The sequence below is a fragment of the Streptomyces sp. NPDC052701 genome (genome assembly GCF_040678355.1).
In the GTDB taxonomy this organism is placed as follows: Bacteria; Actinomycetota; Actinomycetes; order Streptomycetales; family Streptomycetaceae; genus Streptomyces.
Window position 1 is genome coordinate 156,494 of sequence record NZ_JBFATO010000003.1, and the last position, 17,889, is coordinate 174,382.

The window sequence follows — 17,889 nt, forward strand, 5'->3', positions numbered from 1 at the left end:
GATCAGGCCGCAGTGATCGACGACGAACGGAGCCGGGCCGATGGGCGAGCAGCACACCGTGAAGTTCCCGCAGGAGGTCATCGACGAGTACGCGGCGCTCGGCGTCGACCTGAGGGCCCTGTTCTCCGCCGGGCACCTGGGGACGCGGATGGGCGTGCAGATCCTCGAGGCCTCGGCGGACCGTGTCGTCGGCACGATGCCGGTGGAGGGCAACACCCAGCCGTACGGGCTGCTGCACGGCGGCGCGTCCGCCGTCCTCGCGGAGACCCTGGGGTCGGTGGGCTCCATGCTGCACGGCGGCAGCTCCAGGATCGCCGTGGGGGTCGACCTCAACTGCACCCACCACCGGGGCGTGCGCTCCGGGCTCGTGACGGGCGTGGCCACGCCCGTGCACCGGGGCCGTTCGACCGCCACGTACGAGATCGTCATCACGGACGAGGACGGCAGGCGGGTGTGCACCGCCCGGCTGACCTGCCTGCTGCGCGACGTGCGGCCCGGCGACGGCGAGCACGTCCGCACCGAGGGCTGACCGGCACAGGGAAAACCCTGGAGGGGCGGGCGCGCTCTTGTCGCGGCCGCCCCCAGGCGCTTCACTGGCGCTGCTCCACCCCCCGCAGGAGAACCCCGTCCCCACCCCCAGAAGGGTTTCTCTTGACCCCCGTACGCGCCTTTGCCGTCCTCGCCGCGGCCTGCGCCGCCGTGCTCGCCACCGCGCCGCCGTCCTCCGCGATCAACTCCTACAACGCCGCCCCCGCCCCCGAACGCACCGAGGTCGGCGCACTCGTGGCCACCTGGGACGACGACGGCGACCCCGCCACCCCGGACCGGGTCGACTGGGTCTGCTCCGGCACCATGATCGACGCGGACACCTTCCTGACCGCCGCGCACTGCACCACCGACTGGCCCGACACCGTGGAGTTCCACGTGTCGCTGGACCAGGACGTGCGGGCCGGGCTCGACGCCGCCGCGAAGACGTACCCGGGGAACCCGGCCGCCCAGGCGGACGCCGTCGCCGTCCGGGGCACCGCCCACAGCCACCCCGACTATCCCGGGCCCGCCTCCGACACCCACGACATCTCGGTGATCGAACTGCCCGCCGCGCAGGTCAGGGCCCGCTGGAGCTTCACGCCGGCCACCCTGCCCACGGCCGGCCGGCTGGACCGGCCGGGCCCGCGGGGGCTGGACTCCGCCGACTGGCTGGTCGCCGGATACGGCACCCAGGAGGCCGTGCGGCAGCCGGGCGGCCACACCCACCCCGGCGGCGGCGTCCGACTGAAGGCACCCGTCGCCTTCGACGCCCTGAACGCCTCCTGGGTCCGCCTGGCGATGACCGCGCCGCAGGGCAACGGCGGTGCCTGCTACGGCGATTCGGGCGGCCCGAACTTCGCGGTGCTCGACGGCGAGCGGATCCTCGCCTCCACCACCATCACCGGTGACGGCCCGTGCTACGCCACCAATGTGACGTACCGCCTGGACACTCCGGGGGCGCGGGCCTTCCTGGCGCCGTTCGTGGACCTGCCGTAGCCCGGCACCAGGTCCACCGTCCGCGGCGGTGCACGCCACCGCCGCGGCCCCGGCCCGCCTCCCCCTGGCCGATCCGCCGGCCGGGCCCTAGCGTCGGGGCATGGCAACGGCAGGAGTCCACCGCCCGGGGGCGGTGCTCGGCGTGATCCTCGCGGCCGGCGGGCTGATCGGCGGGTGCGGACCGGCGGGGACCGGCCGCGAGGCCCCCGCCACACCGGCCCGCTCGGCCCCGGCGGCCCCCGCCGCCCCGCCCCAGGACCTGTGCGCGCGCCTCGTCACCCACTGGTCCCGGAAGACTCTGGACCAGGACACCTACGGCGACTACCAGTCGATGGGCCTGTCCGGCGGGCAGTACGAGATCCTGCGCGCGGTCGTGGACGCCGCGCGGGCCGAGGAGAGACGCCACGGAGCCCGCGCGGCCGACGAGCTGCTCGTCCGCCGGGCGCGCGAAGCCTGCGCCGACCGGTACCGCACCGGCGCCCCCGGCGGGGATCCCTGGCGGTGACCGGCGTCGGTCTCTCCCTCGGACCGAGCGGGGGGACCCACCCGCGGGACGCCCCGGCCCCCTCACCGCCGGCCGCCCCGGCCCGCCGCGCGGCCCTCGCGCGCCCGTACGGCCGGCACCCGCCGGGCCGCCCCGACAGCCGGGGCGGCCGTGCGCCGTCCCGGCGGCCCGGGGCCACCCGCACGCCGCACGGCCGCGGGAACCGCCGAAACCGCCCCCGTCGCACCCCTGCCAGGCCGTGGACCTCGCCCCCGTGGACGCGTGGTCCGCCCCTCGGAACGCCCCGGGGCTCCGGGGCTCCGGCCTCGGCGTGACGCCGGGCGTGCACTCCGGCCCCGTCACCGTCGCGCGGCCCGCCGCCATCGTCACGCGGCCCGCCGTCATCGTCACGCGGACCGACCGTCACCGTCACGCGGACCGACCGGCCCACGACGGCCTCGACGCCTCCCCGGCACCGCCCGTGCCGCCCGCGCCGTCCGGACAGCGCGGATTTCCCCCGCAAGATCACGATCACTCCGCAGGCGCCCCGAGGCGAAAAAGTGCCGGAAAAAGTCGGACCGCCTTTCCCCGGCGTAACTCTATGTAATGCAAGCGCAATACAACTCCACGGTTTCACCCTGGGCCCGCCCTATGCCCGGCACCTCTCCGAAGCTCTACAGGTCGCCTGTAGCAACGATTCCGCGTAATCACCAAAACCCCTGAGACGCCTGAACGGTCCCCCTCGAGTCCTGCGAGTTCTCACTATGTGGACCGGGCGAATCGGCAAGAATTCCGTCGTTCTCCCCGCGCGGTACCGCTCTGCAATACGTCGTGTCATAACAAGAGCGTCACAGCCTTCGTCAGACTCTCCTCCACGTTCCCCACACACGCTTAGAGTCACGCCCAGTCACCGCGCCGTCCGATTGTCACGTCGGTCCAGCGCTCGACTCGGCCGTTCCCGCCCGGAGACGGCTGCCAGGGGAAAGGACTGATCGTGCGTCAACGTTCGCTCATCGCCATCACCGCCGCGCTGGCGGCGGGAGCACTCACCCTCACCGCCTGCGGCTCGCGCGACGAGAACGGCGGCGGCTCGGACTCCGGCGGCGGGGGCACCACCGTCGTCATCGGCGTCGACGCCCCGCTGACCGGCGACCTGTCCGCGCTGGGCCTGGGTATCAAGAACTCGGTGGACCTCGCGGCCAAGACCGCCAACAAGGAAAACCTCGTCGACGGGATCAAGTTCGAGATACAGGCCCTCGACGACCAGGCGCAGCCCTCCTCGGGCCAGCAGAACGCCACCAAACTGGTCGCCGACAAGAACGTCCTCGGCGTCGTCGGTCCGCTGAACAGCTCCGTCGCCGAGTCCATGCAGAAGGTCTTCGACGACGCCAAGCTGGTCCAGGTCTCCCCCGCCAACACCAACCCCGCCCTCACCCAGGGCGCGGACTGGCAGAAGACCAAGACCCGCCCCTACAAGTCGTACTTCCGCACCGCGACCACGGACGCCGTCCAGGGCCCGTTCGCCGCGCAGTACCTCTACAACGACGCCAAGAAGAAGAAGGTCTTCGTCATCGACGACAAGAAGACCTACGGCGCCGGCCTGGCCGCCACCTTCAGCGCCGAGTTCAAGAAGCTCGGCGGCAAGGTCGTCGGCACCGAGCACATCAACCCCGACGCCAAGGACTTCTCCGCGGTCGCCACCAAGGTCAAGAACTCCGGCGCCGACGTCGTCTACTACGGCGGCGAATACCCCCAGGCCGGCCCGCTCAGCAAGCAGATCAAGGCCGCCGGCGCCAAGGTCCCGCTGGTCGGCGGCGACGGCATCTACAGCGCCGACTTCATCAAGCTGGCCGGCACCGGCGGCACCGGCGACCTCGCCACCTCCGTCGGCGCCCCGGTCGAGGACCTCCCCTCCGCCAAGGAGTTCGTCGCCAACTACAAGAGCGCCGGCTACAAGGAGGCCTACGAGGCCTACGGCGGCTACTCCTACGACTCGGCGTGGGCGATCATCGAGGCCGTGAAGAAGGTCGTCGAGGACAACGACGGCAAGCTCCCCGACGACGCCCGGGCCAAGGTCACCGAGGCCATGCAGAACGTCTCCTTCGACGGTGTGACCGGCAAGGTCTCCTTCGACGAGTACGGCGACGCCACCAACAAGCAGCTCACCGTGTACGCCGTCAAGGACGGTGCCTGGAAGCCGGTCAAGTCCGGTACCTACACCGGCTGACCCACACCCGCACCACCCAGAGCCGCGCGGGGCGCTGTTCCACTGGCGCCCCGCGCGGACTCGCATCCGAGCCCCATCCGTCGAATCATTCCGAACGTCTCGGAGGACATGCGGTGAACGAACTGCCGCAGCAGCTGGTCAACGGCCTGCTACTGGGATCCATGTACGGGCTGGTCGCCATCGGCTACACGATGGTCTATGGCATCGTCCAGCTCATCAACTTCGCCCACGGCGAGATCTTCATGGTGGGTGGCTTCGGCGCCCTCACCGTCTATCTGTACGTACTGCCCGACGGCACCTCCCTGTGGGTGGCCCTCCCCCTGATGCTCGTCGGAGGCATCATCGTCGCCGTCCTGGTCGCCGTGGGAGCGGAACGATTCGCCTACCGCCCCCTGCGAGACGCACCACGCCTCGCCCCCCTCATCACCGCCATCGGCCTCTCCCTCGCCCTCCAGCAGGCGGTGTGGGCCTGGTACCCCGACGCGCGCTCCGCCGTCACCTTCCCGCAGATCGGCGGCGGCCCCTTCGAGATCGGCAGCGTCACCATCCAGACCGGTGACGTCTTCCTCCTCGTCGCCGCCCCCATCAGCATGGCCGTCCTCGCCTACTTCGTCATGAAGACCCGCACCGGGCGCGGCATGCAGGCCACCGCGCAGGACCCCGACACCGCCAAGCTCATGGGCATCAACACCGACCGCATCATCGTGATCGCGTTCGCCCTCGGCGCCGCCTTCGCCGCCGTCGGAGCCGTCGCCTACGGCCTCAAGTACGGCGAAGTCCAGTTCCGCATGGGCTTCATCCTCGGCCTCAAGGCCTTCACCGCGGCCGTCCTCGGCGGTATCGGCAACATCTACGGAGCCATGATCGGCGGCGTCGTCCTCGGCATCGCCGAAGCACTGTCCACGGCCTACATCGCCGACATCCCCGGCATGGCACAGTTCGGCAGCCAGTCCTGGGCAGACGTCTGGGCCTTTGTACTCCTCATCCTCGTGCTCCTGTTCAGGCCCCAGGGCCTGCTCGGAGAGCGCGTCGCGGACAGGGCGTGACACCGATGACGACACACACCACAGCACCCAAGACCCCCGGCACCCCGGCCACCCGCACCCCCAAGGGCCTGGTCGGCATCCCCGAGAACACCGGCCGCGCCCTCGCCACCGGCGGCGGCGTCCTCGCCGTGATCTCCACCTTCCTCGCCTGGACCTGGACCGCCGAGTTCCCCGGCGACCTCACCGTCTACGGCTACCCCGGCGGCCTGCAGGTCCTCGTCCTCGTCGGCGGCGCCCTCACCGCCCTGTTCGGCCTCGCCTCCTACGGCGTCAAGGGCCTGCGCTGGCTCACCCCCGCCGGCGCCGACAGCGCCCTCAAACTCGCCGCCCTCGGCACCTTCGCCACCACCTGGTACACCGTCATCGCGATCAGCGTGAAACTCGGCGGCCTGGTCAACCTCGAACCCGGCGGCTGGATCGCCGCCGCCGTCACCCTCGCCGCCGTCCTCGGCGCGCTCGCCCTGCCGTTCGAACACCCGGCACCCGAGCCCCACGACCCCGACGACACCGGCTGGGAGCAGTTCCGCCACACCGCACGCACCAAGGGCGCCGTCGTCAAAGCGGCCTTCGCCACCGGCCCCCTCACCCCCGCGGCCCGCACACTCCCCCCGTACGCCGAAATCCTCGTCATCGTCGCCGCACTCGCCCTCGGCCTGACCGTCTTCACCTACGGCATCGGCACCGAGTACGACGAACTCTTCGTCGGCTTCCTCATCACCGCCGGCTTCGGCTTCGCCGCCGTCACCAAGGCAGGACTCGTCAAACGGGTCTCCGCCACCACCGCCAAGCACCGCACGATCACCATGACCGGCGCCTTCGTCGCCGCCGCCGCCTTCCCCTTCACCCAGGCCGACGACCAGTACGCCACCATCGGCGTCTACATCCTCATCTTCGCCACCGTCGCCCTCGGCCTGAACATCGTCGTCGGCCTCGCCGGCCTCCTCGACCTCGGATACGTCGCCTTCCTCGGCGTCGGCGCCTACACCGCGGCCATGGTCTCCGGCTCCCCCTCCTCCCCCTTCGACCTCCACCTCCCCTTCTGGCTCTCCGCCATCCTCGGCGCCGCCGTCGCCATGGTCTTCGGCGTCATCATCGGCGCCCCCACCCTCCGCCTGCGCGGCGACTACCTCGCCATCGTGACCCTCGGCTTCGGAGAGATCTTCCGCATCACCGTCCTCAACATGGACGGCACCTCCGGACCCGACGTCACCAACGGCTCCAACGGCATCTCCTCCATACCGAACCTCAACATCTTCGGATTCGACTTCGGCCAGGAACACACCGTCGCCGGCTTCACCATCGCCCGCTTCGCCAACTACTTCCTGCTGATGCTCCTCATCACGCTGGTCGTCGTCATCGTCTTCCGGCGCAGCAGCGACTCCCGCATCGGCCGCGCCTGGGTCGCCATCCGCGAGGACGAGACCGCCGCCCTCGCCATGGGCATCAACGGCTTCCGCGTCAAACTCATCGCCTTCGCCCTCGGCGCCTGCCTCGCCGGCCTCGCCGGCACCGTCCAGGCCCACGTCACCTACACCGTGACCCCCGAGCAGTACCAGTTCGCCCACGTCGTCCCGCCCAACTCCGCCTTCCTCCTCGCGGCGGTCGTCCTCGGCGGCATGGGCACCATCCTCGGCCCCCTCGTCGGCGCCTCCCTCCTCTACCTCATCCCCGCCAAGCTCCAGTTCCTCGGCGACTACCAGCTCTTCGCCTTCGGCCTCGCACTCGTCCTGCTCATGCGCTTCCGTCCGGAAGGCCTCATCCCCAACAAGCGCCGCCAGCTCGAATTCCACGAAGAAGCCGAAGCGCCCACAGTCCTCAGCAAGGCAGGGGTCTGACCACCATGACAACCGACACCACCACCAAGGACGCCACCCCGGGCACCACCCCCGGCCAGACCGTCCTCGACGCACGCGGCGTCACCATGCGCTTCGGCGGACTCACCGCCGTACGAGGCGTCGACCTCCAGGTCAACAGCGGCGAGATCGTCGGCCTCATCGGCCCCAACGGCGCCGGCAAGACCACCTTCTTCAACTGCCTGACCGGCCTCTACATCCCCACCGAGGGCGAAGTCCGCTACAAGGGCCAGATCCTGCCGCCCAAGTCCTTCAAGGTCACCGCCGCCGGCATCGCCCGCACCTTCCAGAACATCCGCCTGTTCGCCAACATGACGGTCCTGGAGAACGTCCTCGTCGGCCGCCACACCCGCACCAAGGAAGGCCTCTGGTCCGCCCTCCTGCGCGGCCCCGGCTTCCACAAGGCCGAAGCCGCCTCCCGCGAACGCGCCATGGAGCTCCTCGCGTTCGTCGGCCTCGCGAACAAGGCCGAACACCTCGCCCGCAACCTCCCCTACGGCGAACAGCGCAAGCTCGAGATCGCCCGGGCCCTCGCCAGCGAACCCGGCCTGCTCCTCCTCGACGAACCCACCGCCGGCATGAACCCCCAGGAGACCCGCGTCACCGAGGACCTCGTCTTCGCCATCCGCGACCAGGGCATCGCCGTCCTCGTCATCGAGCACGACATGCGCTTCATCTTCAACCTCTGCGACCGCGTCGCCGTCCTCGTCCAGGGCGAGAAACTCATCGAGGGCGACAGCGCCACCGTCCAGGGAGACGAACGCGTCGTCGCCGCCTACCTCGGCGAACCCTTCGAAGACGCACCCGGCAAGGAAGAGATCGCGGAGGTCGAGGCCGCCGAGGCACAGGCCGGCCCCACGACGGACGCCGCGCCCGGCAAGGAGAACGACCGATGACCGCACTGCTCGAAGTCGAGGACCTCCGCGTCGCCTACGGCAAGATCGAAGCCGTCAAGGGCATCTCCTTCACCGTCGACGCGGGCGAGGTCGTCACCCTCATCGGCACCAACGGCGCCGGCAAGACCACCACCCTGCGCACCCTCTCCGGCCTCCTCAAGCCGGTCGGCGGCCAGATCAAGTTCAACGGCAGATCCCTGAAGAAGATCCCCGCCCACCAGATCGTCTCCCTCGGCCTCGCCCACTCCCCCGAAGGCCGGCACATCTTCCCCCGCATGACGATCGAGGACAACCTCCGCCTCGGAGCCTTCCTCCGCAGCGACAGGCCCGGCATCGAAAAGGACATCCAGCGCGCCTACGACCTCTTCCCCATCCTGGGCGAACGCAGGAAGCAGGCCGCGGGAACCCTCTCCGGCGGCGAACAGCAGATGCTCGCCATGGGCAGGGCCCTGATGTCCCAGCCCAAACTGCTCATGCTCGACGAACCCTCCATGGGCCTCTCCCCGATCATGATGCAGAAGATCATGGCCACCATCGCCGAACTCAAGGCCCAGGGCACCACCATCCTGCTCGTCGAGCAGAACGCCCAGGCCGCCCTCTCCCTCGCCGACCACGGCCACGTCATGGAAGTCGGCTCCATCGTCCTGTCCGGCACCGGCCAGGACCTCCTCCACGACGAGTCGGTCCGCAAGGCCTACCTCGGCGAGGACTGAGCACCCCCGCCCACGGCGGCACGACGAGGCCCGCACCCCACGACACACGGGGCGCGGGCCTCGCGCACACATCAGGCCCTTCTCAGGCCTTTCTCAGCCCTTGGACGCCTTCTTCTCCTCCGCGTCGTCGATGACCGCCTGAGCGACCTGCTGCATCGACATCCGCCGGTCCATCGACGTCTTCTGGATCCACCGGAACGCGGCCGGCTCCGTCAGCCCGTACTCCGTCTGCAGGATCGACTTCGCACGGTCCACCAGCTTCCGCGTCTCCAGCCGCTGCGAGAGGTCCGCGACCTCCTTCTCCAGCTCCTTCAGCTCCGTGAACCGCGACACGGCCATCTCGATCGCCGGCACCACGTCACTCTTGCTGAACGGCTTCACCAGGTACGCCATCGCACCGGCGTCCCGGGCCCGCTCGACCAGGTCGCGCTGCGAGAAGGCCGTCAGCATCAGCACCGGGGCGATCCGCTCCTCGGCGATCCGCTCGGCCGCCGAGATGCCGTCCAGCTTGGGCATCTTCACGTCCAGGATCACCAGATCGGGCTTGTGCTCCCGGGCCAGCTCGACCGCCTGCTCGCCGTCCCCCGCCTCACCGACGACGGTGTACCCCTCCTCCTCCAGCATCTCCCTGAGATCGAGCCGGATCAGGGCCTCGTCCTCGGCGATGACGACACGGGTCGTCAGCGGAGGCACGTGCGAGTTGTCGTCTTCGGGCACGTCGACGGGCTGGGGCGACTCGGGGGCGCTCACGTGGGCTCCTTGGTGCGGGGCAGGCCGGTACTGCTCCCAAGAGCGTACCTAGCTGCGGTATGGTGGTCAGGCAGTGGGTCGAGGTCAACCTTCGATTCGCTGGGCCCCGGTAGCCCAATTGGCAGCAGGCAATGGATTCAAAACCCATACAGTGTCGGTTCGAGTCCGACCCGGGGCACTTTTCCTTAGATTCCAAGGTCACCATTCATAAGCGGATGTCCACGTTCTCGTGAACATCCGTTTTTTGCTGCGTGCCGCCGCGATCACGCCGACAGAGTGTTCACATGTACGACATCGGTACGCGCAAGCGAGCACTGGAACTGGTCGCCCAGGGATGCAGCCTGAATTCCGTCAGCAGGGAGACGGGGATATCACGGTATGCGATCCGTTCCTGGCAGACGCGTATCGAACCCCTTGAACGCCCGGGCAGGCCCTGCCCGAGATGCCGAGAGGTGCCCACTCCGCCTGACGACCCAGCCGCCTATGCCTACCTCCTCGGTCTCTACCTCGGTGACGGCTGCATCAATGCCCACCGCAAAGGCGTCTACTTCCTGCGCGTCGTCCTCGACAACGCCTGGCCGGGCATCATCGAGGCGTGTGACGCGGCGATGCGCGCGGTACGCCCGGACAACAGCGTCTTCCGGGTGCGGAAACAGGGTTGTGTCGCGGTGAGCAGCACCAGCAAGCACTGGCCCTGCCTCTTCCCCCAGCACGGCCCCGGTAAGAAGCACGAGCGCCGTATCGCCCTGGAACCCTGGCAGCAGGACATCGTCGACGCCCACCCCTGGGAGTTCGTCCGAGGCCTGATCCACTCGGACGGCTGCCGCATCACCAACTGGACGACCCGCGTGGTCGCCGGCGAGCGCAAGCGCTACGAATACCCGCGGTACTTCTTCACCAACAAGTCCGACGACATCCGGAAGCTCTTCACGGACACCCTCGACAAGGTCGGCGTCGAGTGGACCACACTCGCCCGCGGCAGTGATCCGTTCAACATCTCCATCGCCCGCAAAGCCTCCGTGGCCCTCATGGACGCCCACGTAGGTCCCAAACACTGACCGGCCGAGCGGAGGGGTCCCTCGGCAAGAGGTCCCCTCACCGCCTACCGGGGACCGTCGTCCTCCCCGATGTGGTGCACCCGCACCATGTTCGTGGAGCCGGAGACGCCGGGGGGCGAGCCCGCCGTGATCACGACCACGTCGCCCCTCTGGCAGCGGCCGTACTTCAGCAGCAGTTCGTCCACCTGGTCGACCATCGCGTCCGTGGAGTCGACGTGCGGGCCGAGGAAGGTCTCCACGCCCCACGTCAGGCTCAGCTGCGAGCGCGTCGCCGGGTCGGGGGTGAAGGCGAGCAGCGGGATCGGGGAGCGGTAGCGCGAGAGGCGGCGGGCGGTGTCGCCCGACTGGGTGAAGGCGACCAGGAAGCGGGCTCCGAGGAAGTCGCCCATCTCGGCCGCCGCGCGGGCGACCGCGCCGCCCTGGGTGCGGGGTTTGTTGCGTTCGGTCAGGGGCGGGAGGCCCTTGGCGAGGATGTCCTCTTCGGCCGCCTGGACGATGCGTGCCATCGTCCGGACGGTCTCGATGGCGTGCTTGCCGACGCTCGTCTCGCCGGAGAGCATCACCGCGTCCGTGCCGTCGATGACCGCGTTGGCGACGTCCGAGGCCTCCGCGCGCGTGGGGCGCGCGTTGTCGATCATGGAGTCGAGCATCTGGGTGGCGACGATGACCGGCTTGGCGTTGCGTCTGGCCAGTTTGATCGCGCGTTTCTGGACGACGGGGACCTGTTCGAGGGGCATTTCGACGCCGAGGTCGCCGCGGGCGACCATGATGCCGTCGAACGCGGCGACGATGTCGTCGAGGTTCTCGACGGCCTGCGGTTTCTCCACCTTGGCGATGACGGGGAGGCGGCGGCCCTCTTCGTCCATGATGCGGTGGACGTCCTTGATGTCGCGTCCGCTGCGGACGAAGGAGAGGGCGATGACGTCGAAGCCGGTGCGCAGGGCCCAGCGGAGGTCGTCCTCGTCCTTCTTGGAGAGGGAGGGGACGGAGACGGCGACGCCGGGGAGGTTCAGGCCCTTGTGGTCGGAGACCATGCCGCCCTCGACGACCGTCGTGTGGACGCGGGGTCCGTCGACCTCGGTGACCTCCAGGCAGACCTTGCCGTCGTCGACGAGGATGCGTTCGCCGGGGGTGACGTCGTCGGCGAGGCCGGCGTGGGTGGTGCCGCAGGTCTGACGGTCGCCTTCGACGCCTTCTTCGACGGTGATGGTGAAGGTGTCGCCGCGTTCAAGGAGTACGGGTCCTTCGGCGAAGCGGCCGAGCCGGATTTTCGGGCCTTGGAGGTCGGCGAGGGCGCCGACGCTGCGGCCGGTTTCGTCGGTGGCCTTGCGGACCCGCCGGTAGCGCTCCTCGTGCTCGGCGTGGGTGCCGTGGCTGAGGTTGAATCGGGCGATGTCCATTCCGGCGTCGACCAGGGCTTTGATCTGGTCGTACGAGTCGGTGGCGGGCCCCAGTGTGCAGACGATTTTCGCTCGGCGCATAGGTCGAGCCTAGGGCTTACCGGTGGGTAGTGAATTGGTCGCGTGCAACTGCCCGGCGGACTGGGGGTGAAGGGTTTTCGACAAGGGTTGAATGGTGCGGCGGGGTGCTCCGATGAGCATTCCGGGGCGTCTCGCGGGTGTTTTCGGGCGCGTGAATCCGGGTGCGGTCACAGCCGGGGCGGCCGCATGGTGAACCGCGCGTTCACCTGGGCGTACACCTGCTGCCGCTGGGGTTCGAGGTCGAGGGCGGCCGCGGTGTCCTCGGCCGCCGCGGCGTGGGCCAGGGTGCGCATGCGGCCGGGGGGCGGTGGGTAGGCCCGGGGTCCCTCCGCGCCGACGTCGGCGAGTTCGACGAGGGCGGCCAGGGAGGTGCCGAGTGCCTCCGCGTACTCGCGGGCGCGCTGGACCGCCTCGTGTACCGCCTTGCGCCGTGCTTCGCGGTGGGCCGGGGAGTCGGGGCGCAGGGCCCACCAGGGGCCGTCGACGCGGGTGAGGTCCAGATCGGCCAGGCGGGTGGTGAGTTCGCCCAGGGCGGTGAAGTCGGCGAGTTCCGCGGTGATGCGGACGGTGCCGTGGTGGGTGCGGACGCGTTCGCCGCGGCCGTGTCCGGTCAGTTCCGGGGTGATGGAGAAGGCGCCGGTCTCCAGGCGTTCGACGGCTTCGCCGTAGGACTTGACGAGGTCGAGGACGGTGGTGTTGCGGCGGGTGAGGTCGGCGAGTGTGCCGCGTCGGTCGCGGCCGCGGGCGGTGACGGTGATGCCGATGCGGGCGATCTCGGGGTCGACGTCGAGGTGGGCTTCGCCGCGGACGGCGATGCGGGGGGCCTCGGGGGTGCCGTAGGGGACGGCGGGCTGGGGTTCGTCGGGCGCGGGGGTGGCGGACGAGGGGGTGGCCATGTGTCCCACTCTGTCATTTCTCGTGGGGGTGCGACCCCGGTGGGTCATCAGATCGCAACCTGTGGGATCTGTTCCGGTGCGTCATGGCCAGGTCAGAATCTACGCGCGTTGTCCATGCGTGTCGTCCATCGGCGCGCCGCCGTCCCTGCCCGAGGAGAGCCCGACATGCCGTTGAACCGCCGGAAGTTCCTGAAGAGGTCCGCCGTGACGGGGGCGGGGGTGGCGCTGGCCGGTGCGGCCGCCGCGCCGGGTGCCGAGGCGGCCGAGGCGGCCGAGGCGCCCGGGGGCGGGAGGAGGGTGCCCAGGCGGTACTCCTTCACGGTGATGGGCACGACCGATCTGCACGGCAACGTCTTCAACTGGGACTACTTCACGGACGCCGAGTTCGACGACAAGGCGCACAACGACGTGGGCCTGGCGAAGATCTCCACGCTGGTGGACCGGGTGCGGGCCGAGAAGGGGCGCGGGAACACGCTGCTGATCGACGCGGGCGACACGATCCAGGGCACGCAGTTGTCGTACTACTACGCCAAGGTGGACCCGATCACGGCCGAGGGCGGGCCGGTGCACCCGATGGCGCAGGCGATGAACGCGATCGGCTACGACGCGGCGGCGCTGGGGAACCACGAGTTCAACTACGGCATTCCGGTGCTGCGCAAGTTCGAGGAGCAGTGCCGTTTCCCGCTGCTGGGGGCGAACGCGCTGGACGCGAGGACGCTGCGGCCGGCTTTCCCGCCGTACAGCATGCACCGGCTGCGGACGCCGTTCGGCCGTGATGTGAAGGTGGCGGTGCTGGGGCTGACCAATCCGGGCATCGCGATCTGGGACAAGGCGAACGTGCAGGGGAAGATGACGTTCCCGGGTCTGGAGGAGCAGGCGGCGAAGTGGGTGCCGAAGCTGCGGTCGATGGGCGCGGACGTGGTCGTCGTCTCGGCGCACAGCGGTTCGTCGGGCACCTCCTCGTACGGTGACCAGCTGCCGTACGTGGAGAACGCGGCGGGGCTGGTGGCCCAGCAGGTGCCGGGGATCGACGCGATCCTGGTGGGGCACGCGCACACGGAGATCCCCGAGTACTTCGTGACGAACGAGGAGACGGGCCGGCGGGTCGTGCTCTCCGAGCCGCTGAAGTGGGGCCAGCGGCTCACCCTGTTCGACTTCGAGCTGGTGTGGGGCGGGGGCCGCTGGACGGTCGAGAAGGTGGGTGCGAAGGTCCTGGACTCGAACACGGTCGGGGAGGACCCGAAGATCGTGCGGCTGCTGTCGGACGAGCACGAGAAGGTGGTGGCGTACGTCAACCAGGTCGTCGGCACGAACGCCGCCGAGATGACGTCGGCGGAGGCACCGTACCGGGACGTGCCGATCATCGACCTGATCAACCACATCCAGGCGGACACGGTGCGGCAGGCCCTGGCGGGCACGGAGTACGCGGCGCTGCCGGTGCTGTCGCAGGCGGCGTGCTTCTCGCGCAGTGCGCGGATCCCGGCCGGTGAGGTGACGATCCGGGACGTGGCGGGGCTGTACGTGTTCGAGAACACGCTGGAGGCGCGTCTGATGACGGGTGCGCAGATGAGGGCGTACCTGGAGTTCTCGGCGAACTACTACGTCCAGACCCCCGCGGACGCCGTGGTGGATCCGGCGAAGCTGACGAACGCGAACGGGACGCCGAACTACAACTACGACGTGGTGAGCGGGCTGACGTACGAGATCGACGTCGCGAAGCCGGCGGGGTCGCGGGTGACGGACGTGCGGTTCGGGGGTGCGCCGCTCGCGGACGACGCGCGGTTCGTGTTCGCGGTCAACAACTACCGGGCGAACGGCGGCGGGAACTTCCCGCATGTGGCGGCGGCGCCGTTGCTGTGGTCGAACTCGGAGGAGATCCGCAACACGATGATCGCCTGGGTGAAGGCGAAGGGTGCGCTGGATCCGGCGGAGTTCGCGTCGGTGGACTGGAGGCTGACGCGGAACGGTGCGCCGGTGTTCTAGGGCCGCGGGAGCGGGTGGCGGGGTCCGGTGTGTGCCGGGCCCCGTCCTTCGTTTTCCGTCGCCGGGTCAGTGCCGGCCGTCGGCGAGCGGGACGGGGGCGGGGTCTGCGGGGCGGGCGGTGCCTGTGGCCGGGTGTCGAGGCCGAAGGTGGTGAAGGCGGTGCGCCGGGGCAGGGCGTAGGTCTCCTGGCCGGTGAGGGCGTTGAGGATGGTCGCGCTGCGCCAGGCGGCGAGGCCGAGGTCGGGGGTGCCGACGCCGTGGGTGTGGGTCCCGGCGTTCTGTACGTAGACGTGGCGGCCGGTGCCGGTGACGGCGGGGTCCAGGACGAGCCTGGACCGGTCGTCGACGCGGGGGCGTTCGCGGTGGTCGCGGCGCAGGTGGGGGCCGAGGCCGGCGAGGATGCGGTCCAGGGGGCGTTCGCGGTAGCCGGTGGCGAGGACGACGGCGTCGGTGGTGAGGCGGGACCGGGTGTCCTGCCGGACGTGTTCGAGGTGCAGTTCGATCCTGGTGGTGGCGAGGCGGTCGGCGGCGCGCACCCGGACGCCGGGGGTGAGGACGGCGTCGGGCCAGCCGCCGTGCAGGGTGCGGCGGTAGAGCTCGTCGTGGATGGCGGTGACGGTGCCGGCGTCGATGCCCTTGTGCAGCTGCCACTGGGAGGCGGTCAGGCGGTCGCGGGCGGGTTCGGCGAGGGCGTGGAAGTAGCGGGTGTAGTCGGGGGTGAAGTGCTCCAGGCCGAGTCTGGAGTACTCCATGGGCGCGAAGGCCTCGGTGCGGCCGAGCCAGTGGATCCGCTCGCGGCCGGCGGGCCGGTGGCGCAGCAGGTCGAGGAAGACCTCGGCGCCGGACTGTCCGGTGCCGACGACGGTGACGTGCCCGGCGGCGAGGAGGGCTTCGCGGTGCCGGAGGTAGTCGGCGGCGTGCAGGACGGGCACGCCGGGGGTTTCGGCGAGGGGTCTGAGGGGTTCGGGGATGTGGGGCTCGGTGCCGATGCCGACGACGATGTTCCTGGTGTACGTCCGGCCGGGGGCTTCGGCTTCTCCCTCGGTGCCGAGCCGGGTGAAGTCGACTTCGAACAGGTCGCGTCCGGGGTTCCAGCGGACGGCGTCGACCTGGTGGCCGAAGCGGAGTGCGGGCAGGTGCCCGGCGACCCAGCGGCAGTAGGCGTCGTACTCGGCGCGGTGGATGTGGAAGCGCTCGGCGAAGTAGAAGGGGAAGAGGCGTTCGCGGGTCTTGAGGTAGTTGAGGAAGGTCCAGGGGCTGGCGGGGTCGGCGAGGGTGACCAGGTCGGCGAGGAACGGCACCTGGACGGTGGCGCCGTCGATGAGCAGGCCGGGGTGCCAGCGGAAGGCGGGGCGCTGGTCGTAGAAGACGGTGTCGAGGCCGGGGAGGGGGTGGGCGAGGGCGGCGAGGGAGAGGTTGAACGGCCCGATGCCGATGCCGACGAGGTCGCGGGGGGTGTCGGGGGTGTGGTGCGGGGGGCGGGGGGCGGGTGCGGCGGGGGGTGTCGCGGGGGTCATCCGGGGGTGTGTCCTTCCACGGGGTGCGCTGCCACGAGGTGCAGCAGGGCGGCGAGGTCGTCGGGGCGGGCGGCGGGGTTGAGGAGGGTGGCCTTGAGCCAGAGCCGGCCGTCGAGGCGGGCCCGGCCGAGGACGGCACGGCCGTCGGTGAGGAGGGCGCGGCGTACGGCGGCGACGGTGTCGTCGGGGGCGTCGGCGGGCCGGAAGAGGACCGTGCTGAGGGTGGGCCGGCCGTGGAGTTCGAACGCGGGGTGGCCGTGGACGAGGCCGGCGAAGTCCTGGGCCAGGGCGCAGACCTGGTCGACGAGGCGGCCCAGGCCGGTGCGGCCGAGGGTCTTGAGGGTGACGGCGATCTTGAGGATGTCGGGGCGGCGGGAGGTCCGCAGGGAGCGGCCGAGGAGGTCGGGGAGGCCCGCGTCGGTGTCGTCGTCGGCGTTGAGGTAGTCGGCGCGGTGCCGCAGGGCGGTGAGGTCGCGGGGGTCCTTGACGGCGAGGAGGCCGGCGGCGACCGGTTGCCAGCCGAGTTTGTGCAGGTCGAGGGTGGCGGTGTCGGCGGTGTGGAGTCCGGTGAGTTTCGCGCGGTGCCGGTCGCTGAACAGCAGGCCCGCGCCGTAGGCGGCGTCGATGTGCAGGCGGGCGCCGTGGGCGGCGCAGCGGGCGGCGATCTGGGGCAGGGGGTCGATCAGGCCGGCGTCGGTGGTGCCGGCGGTGGCGGCGACGAGCAGGGGGCCGGGCAGGCCGGTGAGGGCGGTGTCGAGTGCGGCGGGGTCGAGGGTGCCGCCGGGGGCCGGGAGGACGAGGGGCTGGGGCAGGCCGAGCAGCCAGGCGGCGCGGGGCAGCGAGTGGTGGGCGTTCGCGCCGCACACCAGGCGCAGGGCGGGGCCGTGTGCCTCGCGGGCCAGCAGGAGGGCGAGCTGGTTGGCCTCGGTGCCGCCGGTGGTGACCAGGGCGTCGGCGAGGCCGGCCTCGCGGGCCAGGGCGCGGGTGACGAGGTCTTCCAGCGCGGAGGCGGCGGGGGCCTGGTCCCAGGAGTCGAGGGAGGGGTTGAGGGCGCCGGCGGCGAGGTCGGCGGCGGTGGCGACGGCGAGGGGCGGGCAGTGCAGGTGTGCGGCGCACAGGGGGTGCGCCGGGTCGGCGGCGCCCTCGGCGAAGGCGCGCACCAGGTCCCGCAGGGCCTCGGGGTCGCCCTCGTCGGGCAGGACGTCTCCCACCGCGGCCCGCAGCCGCGCGGCGACCGTGCGCGGGCCGCCTGCGGGCAGTGGCCCCCGGCGGGCGCGGGTGCCGGCTTCCAGGGCGTCGAGCACGGTGTCGAGCAGCGGTCGCAGGGCGTTGGGGCCGTGGGGGCCCGAGGCGAGGGGCGGGCGCGCGCTCATGGGTTCTCCTCCGGGGCGCGGGCGTTCCGCAGGGAGGGTTCCGGCCTGTACGCGGATGCGGTGACGCGCCCGGAGAGCCCAACGACCG

The 17,889-nt window shown here is 70.8% G+C and carries 15 protein-coding genes and 1 tRNA gene; 11 read left to right on the top strand and 5 right to left on the bottom strand.

Translation table 11 applies throughout. From position 1 onward, the window contains the following. Positions 1-40: 40 nt before the first annotated feature. The 8 genes from AB0L29_RS05750 to AB0L29_RS05785 all read left to right on the top strand — a co-directional run bounded on the left by AB0L29_RS05750 (position 41) and on the right by AB0L29_RS05785 (position 8,743). On the top strand, positions 41-529 hold the full coding sequence (locus AB0L29_RS05750) for a hotdog fold thioesterase (protein ID WP_365823694.1): 489 nt from the start codon (positions 41-43) through the stop codon (positions 527-529). A gap of 122 nt (positions 530-651) precedes the next feature. After that, the gene (locus tag AB0L29_RS05755) at positions 652-1,524 is read left to right on the top strand and encodes a trypsin-like serine protease (protein WP_365823696.1); all 873 of its coding nucleotides are present in this window, start codon (positions 652-654) and stop codon (positions 1,522-1,524) included. A 100-nt stretch (positions 1,525-1,624) separates the two neighbouring features. Next, positions 1,625-2,029: a hypothetical protein gene (locus AB0L29_RS05760; RefSeq protein WP_365823698.1), complete on the top strand. Its 405-nt coding sequence runs from the start codon at positions 1,625-1,627 to the stop codon at positions 2,027-2,029. A 973-nt stretch (positions 2,030-3,002) separates the two neighbouring features. Further along, positions 3,003-4,235: a branched-chain amino acid ABC transporter substrate-binding protein gene (locus tag AB0L29_RS05765; RefSeq protein WP_365823700.1), complete on the top strand. Its 1,233-nt coding sequence runs from the start codon at positions 3,003-3,005 to the stop codon at positions 4,233-4,235. 113 nt (positions 4,236-4,348) lie between these two features. Further along, entirely contained in the window at positions 4,349-5,281 is a 933-nt protein-coding gene (locus AB0L29_RS05770) for a branched-chain amino acid ABC transporter permease (RefSeq protein WP_365823702.1), read from the top strand. Between the two features lie 5 nt (positions 5,282-5,286). Next, positions 5,287-7,116: a branched-chain amino acid ABC transporter permease gene (locus AB0L29_RS05775; RefSeq protein WP_365823704.1), complete on the top strand. Its 1,830-nt coding sequence runs from the start codon at positions 5,287-5,289 to the stop codon at positions 7,114-7,116. Between the two features lie 5 nt (positions 7,117-7,121). Continuing rightward, entirely contained in the window at positions 7,122-8,030 is a 909-nt protein-coding gene (locus AB0L29_RS05780; RefSeq protein ID WP_365823705.1) for an ABC transporter ATP-binding protein, read from the top strand. Then, complete coding sequence (locus AB0L29_RS05785; protein WP_365823707.1) at positions 8,027-8,743, top strand: ABC transporter ATP-binding protein; 717 nt, start codon at positions 8,027-8,029, stop codon at positions 8,741-8,743. The genes AB0L29_RS05780 and AB0L29_RS05785 overlap by 4 nt, the downstream gene beginning before the upstream one ends. Positions 8,744-8,836: 93 nt before the next feature. Here AB0L29_RS05785 and AB0L29_RS05790 read toward each other — a convergent pair whose 3' ends face one another. Further along, positions 8,837-9,493 (bottom strand): response regulator, encoded by a 657-nt coding sequence (locus AB0L29_RS05790; protein WP_365823709.1) that lies wholly within the window; start codon positions 9,491-9,493, stop codon positions 8,837-8,839. Between the two features lie 103 nt (positions 9,494-9,596). On the opposite strand from AB0L29_RS05790, the gene AB0L29_RS05795 reads away from it, so the two are divergent. After that, a tRNA-Leu gene (locus AB0L29_RS05795) sits at positions 9,597-9,671 on the top strand. 106 nt (positions 9,672-9,777) lie between these two features. Continuing rightward, positions 9,778-10,551, top strand: coding sequence for a transcriptional regulator (locus AB0L29_RS05800; RefSeq protein WP_365823711.1), 774 nt, complete (start codon positions 9,778-9,780; stop codon positions 10,549-10,551). Positions 10,552-10,595: 44 nt separating this feature from the next. Here AB0L29_RS05800 and pyk read toward each other — a convergent pair whose 3' ends face one another. Further along, positions 10,596-12,032, bottom strand: coding sequence for a pyruvate kinase (gene pyk / locus AB0L29_RS05805; protein ID WP_365823713.1), 1,437 nt, complete (start codon positions 12,030-12,032; stop codon positions 10,596-10,598). A 167-nt stretch (positions 12,033-12,199) separates the two neighbouring features. Beyond that, on the bottom strand, positions 12,200-12,928 hold the full coding sequence (locus AB0L29_RS05810) for an SIMPL domain-containing protein (RefSeq protein ID WP_365823715.1): 729 nt from the start codon (positions 12,926-12,928) through the stop codon (positions 12,200-12,202). Between the two features lie 165 nt (positions 12,929-13,093). On the opposite strand from AB0L29_RS05810, the gene AB0L29_RS05815 reads away from it, so the two are divergent. Then, positions 13,094-14,911 carry a 5'-nucleotidase C-terminal domain-containing protein gene (locus tag AB0L29_RS05815; RefSeq protein WP_365823717.1) on the top strand — a complete coding sequence of 606 codons (1,818 nt, stop codon included), beginning with the start codon at positions 13,094-13,096 and terminating at the stop codon, positions 14,909-14,911. Here the strand turns inward: AB0L29_RS05815 and AB0L29_RS05820 are convergent. Both AB0L29_RS05820 and AB0L29_RS05825 read right to left on the bottom strand, forming a co-directional pair. Then, a complete protein-coding gene (locus AB0L29_RS05820) occupies positions 14,908-16,428 on the bottom strand; it encodes a SidA/IucD/PvdA family monooxygenase (protein ID WP_365823719.1) in 1,521 nt (506 codons plus the stop codon). The two genes, AB0L29_RS05815 and AB0L29_RS05820, sit on opposite strands and share 4 nt — an antisense overlap. Beyond that, entirely contained in the window at positions 16,425-17,801 is a 1,377-nt protein-coding gene (locus tag AB0L29_RS05825; protein WP_365823720.1) for an aminotransferase class V-fold PLP-dependent enzyme, read from the bottom strand. Before AB0L29_RS05825 ends, AB0L29_RS05820 begins: the two co-directional genes overlap by 4 nt. Positions 17,802-17,889: the final 88 nt, after the last annotated feature.

What these genes read in the sequence shown, in the direction of transcription:
- AB0L29_RS05750 (WP_365823694.1), top strand. Translation starts at nt 41, where the DNA reads ATGGGCGAGCAGCACACCGTGAAGTTCCCGCAGGAGGTCATCGACGAG.
- AB0L29_RS05760 (WP_365823698.1), top strand. Translation starts at nt 1,625, where the DNA reads ATGGCAACGGCAGGAGTCCACCGCCCGGGGGCGGTGCTCGGCGTGATC.
- AB0L29_RS05775 (WP_365823704.1), top strand. Translation starts at nt 5,287, where the DNA reads ATGACGACACACACCACAGCACCCAAGACCCCCGGCACCCCGGCCACC.
- AB0L29_RS05780 (WP_365823705.1), top strand. Translation starts at nt 7,122, where the DNA reads ATGACAACCGACACCACCACCAAGGACGCCACCCCGGGCACCACCCCC.
- AB0L29_RS05785 (WP_365823707.1), top strand. Translation starts at nt 8,027, where the DNA reads ATGACCGCACTGCTCGAAGTCGAGGACCTCCGCGTCGCCTACGGCAAG.
- AB0L29_RS05800 (WP_365823711.1), top strand. Translation starts at nt 9,778, where the DNA reads ATGTACGACATCGGTACGCGCAAGCGAGCACTGGAACTGGTCGCCCAG.
- pyk (WP_365823713.1), bottom strand. Translation starts at nt 12,032, where the DNA reads ATGCGCCGAGCGAAAATCGTCTGCACACTGGGGCCCGCCACCGACTCG.
- AB0L29_RS05810 (WP_365823715.1), bottom strand. Translation starts at nt 12,928, where the DNA reads ATGGCCACCCCCTCGTCCGCCACCCCCGCGCCCGACGAACCCCAGCCC.
- AB0L29_RS05815 (WP_365823717.1), top strand. Translation starts at nt 13,094, where the DNA reads ATGCCGTTGAACCGCCGGAAGTTCCTGAAGAGGTCCGCCGTGACGGGG.
- AB0L29_RS05820 (WP_365823719.1), bottom strand. Translation starts at nt 16,428, where the DNA reads ATGACCCCCGCGACACCCCCCGCCGCACCCGCCCCCCGCCCCCCGCAC.
- AB0L29_RS05825 (WP_365823720.1), bottom strand. Translation starts at nt 17,801, where the DNA reads ATGAGCGCGCGCCCGCCCCTCGCCTCGGGCCCCCACGGCCCCAACGCC.